We start from the raw sequence: 7,876 nt of genomic DNA, 5'->3' as shown, positions 1-7,876 counted from the left end.
CGGCAGCTGGGCCGGGACCTGCGGCAGGGCCGGGAGCGCCGGGATGTTGGCGGCGTCGGTCAGGTCGACCGGGGCCACCGGGAGCAGGCTCTGCACACGGGCCACGGTGTTCACCGCGGTGCCCTGCGCGTTCGTGGCCACGGAGCCGGTCAGGTCCAGCGCGAACGGAACCGTGGTGGTGGCCAGGTCGGCGGCGAACGGAACCGTGTTGTTGACCGTGTTCCGGGCGACCGGCACGGCGTTGGCGACGGTGCCCTGCACGAACGGCACGGCGTTGGCGACGGTGTCCTGCGCGAACGGAAGCACGTTGCTGGCGGTGCCCAGCGTGTAGCCCTGCGCGCTGCCGACCACGTAGCCGACGTACGGAACGGTCTTGCCCGCGGCGTCACCGGCCAGCACGCCCGCGTCGTCCAGGGTGCCCTGCGCGACGGGGACGACCCTGACCACGACGCGGTTCACGGCGGGCGGCAGCACGTCGTCGGCGACGCCGTTCACGACCGGCTTGGCGATGCCCACGGTGCCCTTGGCCTTGCCGGCCAGCTCCTCAGGACGGACGCCCGCGCCGGAGAGCGAGGCGAGCAGGTTGTCGGCGGCGCCGGGGGCGCCGGGCAGCTTCGGGGCGGCCGGAAGCTGGGCAGGCACCTCGGCGGGGGCGCCCTTGATGGTCGGCACCGGGGCGGCGGCGGGCAGCGAGGAGCCGTTGACCGGCAGCGAGCCGAGGCCGGGCAGGTGCGGAACGACGCCGGGAACCTCGCCGGTGGGCAGGTCGACGTCGGCGGCCTTCTGGACGGACTTCACGGCGTGGTGCGCCTTCTTGACGACCTTGCCCGGCTTGGCGTCACGGGTCACGCCGTCGAGCGCGCCACCGGTCACGTCGCGGGTGGTCTTGGAAACGTCCGGCAGCTGGCCCTTGGCGGCACCGTCGACGGTGTCGTTGACGGTGCCGGTCACGCCGTCCACCGTCTTCTTCGCGGTGTCGTTCACCTTGGACGTGTCGGCCACATCGCCGGTCGCACCGTCAACCGTGTCGGTGACCTTGCCGGTCGTGTCCGTGACCTTGTCGGTGGTCTCGGTGACCTTGCGGGTCGTGTCGGTGACCTTCTGGGTGACGCCGCCCACCGTGCTGGTGACGTTGTCGGTGGAGGGGACGCTCGGGGTCTCGGCGGCGTTGGCGGCGGCGGAGCCGAGGGCCCAGATACCGGTGGCGGCGGCGGCGACGAGGATGGAGCGGCGAACGTTGTTGCGCATGGTGGAGGAAGTCCTTCGAATTCAAGAGGATGAGCGAACGGGCAGACCTGACCCGCCCCCGCGCGGCAGGTCTCTACAGACGGGGGGTGGTCTGCCCTAGCCGGGGAATTCGAGGACTTCGTTGTACCGCTCGCGCGTCGGCGCCGAGCTGTCCGCACGGACCGCGCCGGGCGCGAGCCCGAAGTGCGCAGCGCCGGACGGCGGCAGAGCGGCGTGGGTGTTCCCGCCACGGGGAGCGCCGCTGTCGCCGGTGCACTGGGTGACGGTCCCGAGGGGGGACCGCGGGACGGGCAGCGGCGCCGGGGCGCCCTCGCCCTGGCCCGCGCCGTCGGCCGCCCGGACGACGGTGCCATGACCGTGGTCGTGGGAGCCGGCGGTACGCGGCGCGGTGGCGGCCGAGGCCGCCGTGTCGGGCCCCAGCGGGGCCGCGGCGGGCCGGGCCGGGTGCGGCGACGGGTGGTTCTCGTCGGTGCCGTTGGCCGCCGGGCCGTGGCCCGGCGCGCCACCATGGGCACCGGAGGTGTGGCCCAGGGCGCCGACACTCGCGTCGCCGACCTCGGACAGCCGCACCGGAAGTTCCGTGCCCGTGGCGTTCTCGACCAGGTCATCGACCGGATCGGTGACCTGTCGCGCCTGCCGCTCGACCGGCTCGCGCACCGGTTCCACCGTCTTGCGGACGGTGTCGGTGGCGGTGTGCGCCGTCTTGCGCGCCGCGGTGTCCGCGGCCCTGACCGCCTTGGCCGGGAGGTGCTTCGCCACCGGCTTCGCGGTGGTGTCGGCCTTCCCGGCGCTGTCCTTGCCAGCGCTGTCCTTCTCGGCGTTCTCTGTGGCGGAGGTCTCGGCGGCGGACGAGGAGCCGAGCAGGTCCGGTGCCTGGGCCTGGTGGCCCGTCACCGATCCTGCGAGGCCTTCCTTCTCCGCCGCGTGGGCACTGCCACCGAAGAGGAACGCCAGTGCCAGGAAGCCCCCGAGGAACAGCGCCGCCGTCAGCGCCCGCCGCGCGGCCACGGTGCGCGGCAGGCGCACAGCGGCAGGCACAGCGAACACGGCAGACAAAAGGGGGCCTTCCCTGGTACGGACATCAGGCGGGGTGCCAAGCGGACGGTCACATTCACGTCCTGGCGACGGGAGTGATCCTTGCATGACCCACAGGGGGCCGCGCAAGCCCCGGGCCGCTGATGGTCACTGATGCATCGCCATGTCCGGTATCGGCAGTTGGCGCCGTTCGATCGCCGCCGCCATCACCTCCGGGAAGAGGTCGGGGGTGCAGGCGAAGGCGGGTGCGCCGAGCGCGGCGAGCGCCGCCGCGTGCTCCCGGTCGTAACTCGGCGCTCCCTCGTCGGACAGCGCGAGCAGCGCCACGAACCGCACCCCGGACGCCTTCATCGCGGCGATCCGGCCCAGCATCTCATCGCGTATGCCGCCCTCGTAGAGGTCGCTGATCAGCACGACGACGGTGTCCGCGGGCCGGGTGATCTGCGCCTGGCAATACGCGAGCGCGCGGTTGATGTCGGTGCCGCCGCCGAGCCGGGTGCCGAACAGGACGTCCACCGGATCGTCCAGCTCGTCGGTCAGGTCCACGACGGCGGTGTCGAAGACGACGAGCCGGGTGGCGATCGACCGCATCGAGGCGAGCACGGCGCCGAAGACGGAGGCGTACACCACGGACGCGGCCATCGACCCCGACTGGTCGACGCACAGGATGACGTCTTTCTTCACCCCGCGCGCCGCCCGCCCGTAACCCACCAGCCGCTCGGGAACCACCGTGCGGTGCTCGGGGAGGTAGTTCTTGAGGTTGGCGCGGATGGTGCGGTCCCAGTCGATGTCCCGGTGGCGGGGGCGGCTGATCCGGGTGGAGCGGTCCAGCGCGCCGGTGAGGGCCGCGCGGGTGCGGGTCGCGAGCCGCTTCTCCAGCTCCTCGACGACCCTGCGGACGACGGCACGGGCCGTGGTCCTGGTGGTCTCCGGCATCGCCTGGTTGAGCGAGAGCAGGGTGCCCACCAGATGCACGTCCGCCTCCACGGCCTCCAGCATCTCGGGCTCCAGCAGCAGCGCCGACAGGCCGAGCCGGTCGATGGCGTCGCGCTGCATGACCTGGACGACGGAGGTCGGGAAGTACGTACGGATGTCGCCGAGCCAGCGCGCCACTTGGGGCGCGGAGCCGCCGAGCCCGGCCGACCGCGAGGCGCCGCCGCCCGCCGGTCCGCCGCTGCCTCCCCCCGGACCCGCGGGGCCGTCCCCGCCGCCCCCGGAGCCGTAGAGCGCTTCGAGCGTGCGGTCCATGGCGGCGTCGGTCCCGCTCAGAGCGCGGCCGGTGCCGTCGCCGCCCTGCCCGCCGAGCACCAGCCGCCAGCGCCGCAGCCGCTCGTCCCCCGCGTCCGTGCCGGTGTCCGGGTTGATCTCCAAGTCTTCCGTCATCGGGCCGCCTCCGCGGTGTCGTCGGGACCGGCGTCGGGGTCAGCGTCGGGGTCCAGGCCGAGCAGCACCCGCACCGTCGGTACGACGGCGGCCGCACGGTCCGCGTCGAGCCCGGGGCCGAAGCCGGGCGCCGCGGGGCCCGCCTCGCCGCCCACGGCGCGCGGCTCACCGGCCGCGGGCCCGGGGCCGCGCCGGACCAGCTCGCCCAGGGTGCGGCGGACGCCCGTGCCGTACGCGGAGAAGGTGCGCCGCAGCAGGGGCAGGACGTCCGTGAACGCCTCGGCGGGTACGGAGGTGAGCCAGCCGTCGATCAGGCCGAGCAGCCGTTCGTCGTGGACGAGCAGCAGGCCACCGCCCGCGCCGCCGCCGATGAACCCCTCTATCCAGGAGGCCGCTTCGGGTGGTGCGGTGCCGGGCGAGAGCGCGAGCCGCATGAGCCGGGCCGCCTCGTCCTCGGCGAGCCGCCCGTCGTCCAGCAGCAGGCGCGCGGCCCGGCCGCGGAGCAGCCCCGGGGTGGCGGGGGTGCCGTCCCGCCCGGCGATGACACGCAGCACGGCCGCCCAGCGCGCCCGCAGCGAATCACCGGTCGGCTGCCCGCTCGGGGTGGGCTCCTGCAGGAGGCCGACCGCCCGGTGCACGGCCTCCAGGTGGCGGAGCATGTCGGCGGCACCGTCCGCGTCGAGGCCCACGCAGGCGGGCGGCAGCCCCACCAGGATTCGCTCGGCCAGGCCCTCGGCGACCTCGCCGAGCGCCGCCGTATCGGTGCCGCGCACGTCCCCGTATCGCACGGACCGCACCAGGGCGGGCAGCGCCTGCGCGAGGTGGCCCACGTCGGCGTCGAGCGCGGCGCGGTCGGCGAGCGCGCGCATCACCACGGGGAGGGCGTCGGGGAGCGCCGCCAGCAGACAGCGCTCGGCCAGCTCGGTGACCTCGGCGAGGGCCGTGGCGCCCAGCGCCTCGGACTCGGCCCTGGCGGTGGCCGCGGACAGCACGGTGGTGCCCCACACTCCCGCCTCCGCGACCCGCACCGACAGCTCCGGCTCCCAGCGCAGCCGCCAGGTCTCGCGGAACGTGCCGGTGCTGCCGCGCGAGGCCGCCGGGGTGCCCCAGTCGATCCCCAGCAGCCGCAGCCGGTGCAGCAGCCGGCTGCGCGCCGCGTCCATGTCCTTGCGCAGGTCCAGCTCGAGCTCCCGCTCCACGGCCTCGGGCGCCAGCCGCAGCGAACGCTGGGTGCTCCGCAGATCCCGCTGGAGCGGTACGGCGGGGGCCGACGCGGGGACCTCGCCCAGCACGTCCCCGACCACGAGCCGGTCCCGCACCAGCGCGAGCGGCACGTCCGAGCCCTCGCACATGACGGCCCGCACGGCATCCGTGGTCTCGGCGAGCCCGGCGAGCGGGCGGCCGCGCAGGGCGGCGAGCGTTTCGGCGAGCCGCACGGCCTCGATGACGTGCGCGGACGACACCGCGAAGTCCTCGTCCCGGAGCAGCCCGGCGACCTTGGTCAGCCAGCGCTCCAGGGGCCGGTCCGGGGCGTGGAAGAGATGGCTGTACCAGCCGGGCGAGGCGATCCCCGCCCCGTAGCCGCTGTGCCGTGCCAGCCTGCGGTGCGTCCAGGGCACCCAGCTGATCTCGGCCTTGACCTTCGGCAGCCCCCTGAGCAGCCGCCGGTCGGCGGTCACCGTGGGGCGGGCGGCCAGCGCCGGTACATGCCAGGCCCCGCACACGACGGCGACCGCCTCCCCGAACTCCCGCCGCGCCGCGTGCATCCGCACCCGCATATGGGCCTCCCGGACGGCGTCGTCCTCGTGCCCGCCGTGCCCGTACGCGGCCCGCAGCTCCCCCATGGCCTCGGCGACGGCGGCGAACGCCGCGGTCCCGCCGGCGCCGCGGTGCTCGACGACGTCCTCCCACCAGCGCTCCGGATCCTCGTACCCGGCCGTCTCGGCGAGAACGGCGAGCGGATCGACGCGCACCCGCTCGGCCGGTCCGGCCGGATCGCCCGGCTGATGGGCATCGTCCTTCGCCGTCATGGCCAGGGAGTTCGCGGCCGGGATGTCGATGAACCGCACGGGCACGTCGCGGGCCAGCGCCCACTGGATGGCCGCCCACTCCGGCGAGAACCCGGCCATCGGCCAGAACCCGGCGCGCCCCGGGTCGTTCGCCACATGCGCCAGCAGCGCGACGGGCGGGCGCATGCCCTCGTCGGCGGCGAGGTGCACCAGCGCGTCCGCCTCCGGCGGGCCCTCGATGAGCACGACGCCGGGCTCGCACTCGTCGAGCGCCGCCCGCACGGCCCGCGCCGACCCGGGGCCGTGGTGCCGCACCCCCAGCAACAGCGGCCACTCCGGCACGACGGCCCCCGCGGCCCCGCCGCCTCCGGGTGTCGCCACCAGCTCCGCAGCCGTCACGCGCTCACCTCTCGGCACGCGCGGTAGAAGTCCTTCCACCCGTCGCGCTCGCGGACGACCGCCTCCAGATACTCCTGCCAGATGACGCGGTCGGCGGCCGGGTCGCGGACCACCGCGCCCAGGATGCCCGCCGCCACGTCACCGGCCCTCAGCACGCCGTCGCCGAAGTGGGCGGCGAGCGCCAGCCCGTTCGTCACCACGGAGATGGCCTCCGCCGTCGACAGGGTGCCGGAGGGCGACTTGAGCTTCGTACGGCCATCCCCCGTCACCCCTTCGCGCAGCTCGCGGAAGACCGTGACGACGCGGCGGATCTCGTCCACGCCCGCCGGGGCCTCGGGGAGGTCCAGCGAGCGGCCGATCTGGGCGACGCGGCGGGCGACGATGTCGACCTCGTCCTCCGGGGTGGCGGGCAGCGGCAGCACCACCGTGTTGAAACGGCGGCGCAGCGCGCTGGACAGCTCGTTGACGCCGCGGTCGCGGTCGTTGGCGGTGGCGATGAGGTTGAAGCCGCGGACCGCCTGGACCTCCTCCCCCAGCTCGGGAATCGGCAGGATCTTCTCGGACAGGACGGTGATCAGGGTGTCCTGCACATCCGCCGGGATGCGCGTCAGCTCCTCCACGCGCGCGGTCATACCGTCCGCCATCGCCCGCATCACGGGGCTCGGGACGAGCGCGTCGCGGCTGGGGCCGTGGGCGAGGAGCCGGGCATAGTCCCAGCCGTAGCGGATGGCTTCCTCTGGCGTCCCGGCGGTGCCCTGGACCAGCAGCGTCGAGTCGCCGCTGACCGCCGCCGCCAGATGCTCCGAGACCCAGGTCTTGGCCGTGCCGGGGACGCCGAGCAGCAGCAGGGCGCGGTCGGTGGCGAGCGTGGTGACGGCGACCTCGACGATGCGGCGGGGGCCCACGTACTTGGGTGTGATCACGGTGCCGTCGGGCAGCGTGCCGCCGAGCAGATACGTGGCGACGGCCCACGGCGACAGCCGCCAGCGAGCCGGGCGCGGGCGGTCGTCGGCGGCGGCCAGCACGCTCAGCTCGTCGGCGAACGCGTCCTCGGCGTGCGGACGGAGGACCTCGGCGGCCTCGCCGGCTCCGTCGCCCTCGGAAATCTGGGTCATCTCAGGTGAATTGGTTCCGGACACAGTGACGGTCACAGCTCCCCCACGACTCGTTGCTCGTTCCGCTCCCGGACGCGTCATTCACTGTGCACCACGCCACTGACAACGGGCCCGACGTCAACGAACCCGCAGGTCAGGGCAATTGTCAGTGGCTGGTCGTACCGTCGCAGACATGAATCCGCAGGGGGAACGCTGGACGGCGGAACAGGTGCTGGCCCTGGCTCCTGACGCCGCGTCACGCAAGGCGGGCGGCAAGCTCGCGGGGGCCGCCTCGTGGTCCGGCACGGGCGCGGGTACGGGTGCAGGTGCGCAGGGCCGGGCGGTCTGGGGACTGTGCGCGGGCAGCGGCAGCGCGCCGTACCGGACGGTCGTCGACCTGCACGGCCCCGCCTACCGGTGCGATTGCCCGAGCCGGAAGTTCCCGTGCAAGCACGCACTCGGGCTGCTGCTCCTGTGGGTCTCGGACGAGGCGGGAGTGCCGGAGGGCGCGGAGCCGCCCGAGTGGGCCGAGCAGTGGCTCGGCGAGCGCGCACGGAGCGCGGCGGCGGCTGCGTGCGGCGGTGCGGAAGCCGCCGGGGGCGGGGGCGTGGAGGCCGCCGGGGGCGGGGGTAGCGGGTCGGGCGGCGCAGTCGGCGCGGGGTCTGGCGACGGCCGGAGTGGCGGCGCGCGCAGTGCGGGCGGGGGCGG

Annotated in this window: 5 protein-coding genes and 1 pseudogene; 1 reads left to right on the top strand and 5 read right to left on the bottom strand. The window is 74.9% G+C overall.

The window, feature by feature from the left end:
- From ACFZCY_RS34585 to ACFZCY_RS34565, 5 genes are all read right to left on the bottom strand, one after another.
- The coding region (locus ACFZCY_RS34585) for a hypothetical protein (RefSeq protein ID WP_391182352.1) at positions 1-1,248 on the bottom strand (1,248 nt) is incomplete at its 3' end.
- A gap of 96 nt (positions 1,249-1,344) precedes the next feature.
- Complete coding sequence (locus ACFZCY_RS34580; protein WP_391182350.1) at positions 1,345-2,286, bottom strand: hypothetical protein; 942 nt, start codon at positions 2,284-2,286, stop codon at positions 1,345-1,347.
- 144 nt (positions 2,287-2,430) lie between these two features.
- Positions 2,431-3,666, bottom strand: a complete 1,236-nt coding sequence (locus tag ACFZCY_RS34575) for a VWA domain-containing protein (protein WP_391182347.1) — start codon at positions 3,664-3,666, stop codon at positions 2,431-2,433.
- Positions 3,663-6,056 (bottom strand): DUF5682 family protein, encoded by a 2,394-nt coding sequence (locus ACFZCY_RS34570; RefSeq protein WP_391182852.1) that lies wholly within the window; start codon positions 6,054-6,056, stop codon positions 3,663-3,665. Before ACFZCY_RS34570 ends, ACFZCY_RS34575 begins: the two co-directional genes overlap by 4 nt.
- Before the next feature lie 14 nt (positions 6,057-6,070).
- Positions 6,071-7,189: an AAA family ATPase gene (locus ACFZCY_RS34565; RefSeq protein WP_391182345.1), complete on the bottom strand. Its 1,119-nt coding sequence runs from the start codon at positions 7,187-7,189 to the stop codon at positions 6,071-6,073.
- A gap of 172 nt (positions 7,190-7,361) precedes the next feature.
- Here ACFZCY_RS34565 and ACFZCY_RS34560 point away from each other — a divergent pair.
- A pseudogene (locus ACFZCY_RS34560) lies at positions 7,362-7,610 on the top strand (SWIM zinc finger family protein); the annotation flags it as partial.
- Positions 7,611-7,876: the final 266 nt, after the last annotated feature.

Source organism: Streptomyces sp. NPDC007983 (assembly GCF_042958345.1).
In the GTDB taxonomy this organism is placed as follows: Bacteria; Actinomycetota; Actinomycetes; order Streptomycetales; family Streptomycetaceae; genus Streptomyces.
This window is presented reverse-complemented; position numbering and strand designations above follow the sequence as displayed.

Excerpts from the sequence above, each read along its gene's own strand:
- ACFZCY_RS34575 (WP_391182347.1), bottom strand. The coding sequence starts at position 3,666 with ATGACGGAAGACTTGGAGATCAACCCGGACACCGGCACGGACGCGGGG.
- ACFZCY_RS34565 (WP_391182345.1), bottom strand. The coding sequence starts at position 7,189 with ATGACCCAGATTTCCGAGGGCGACGGAGCCGGCGAGGCCGCCGAGGTC.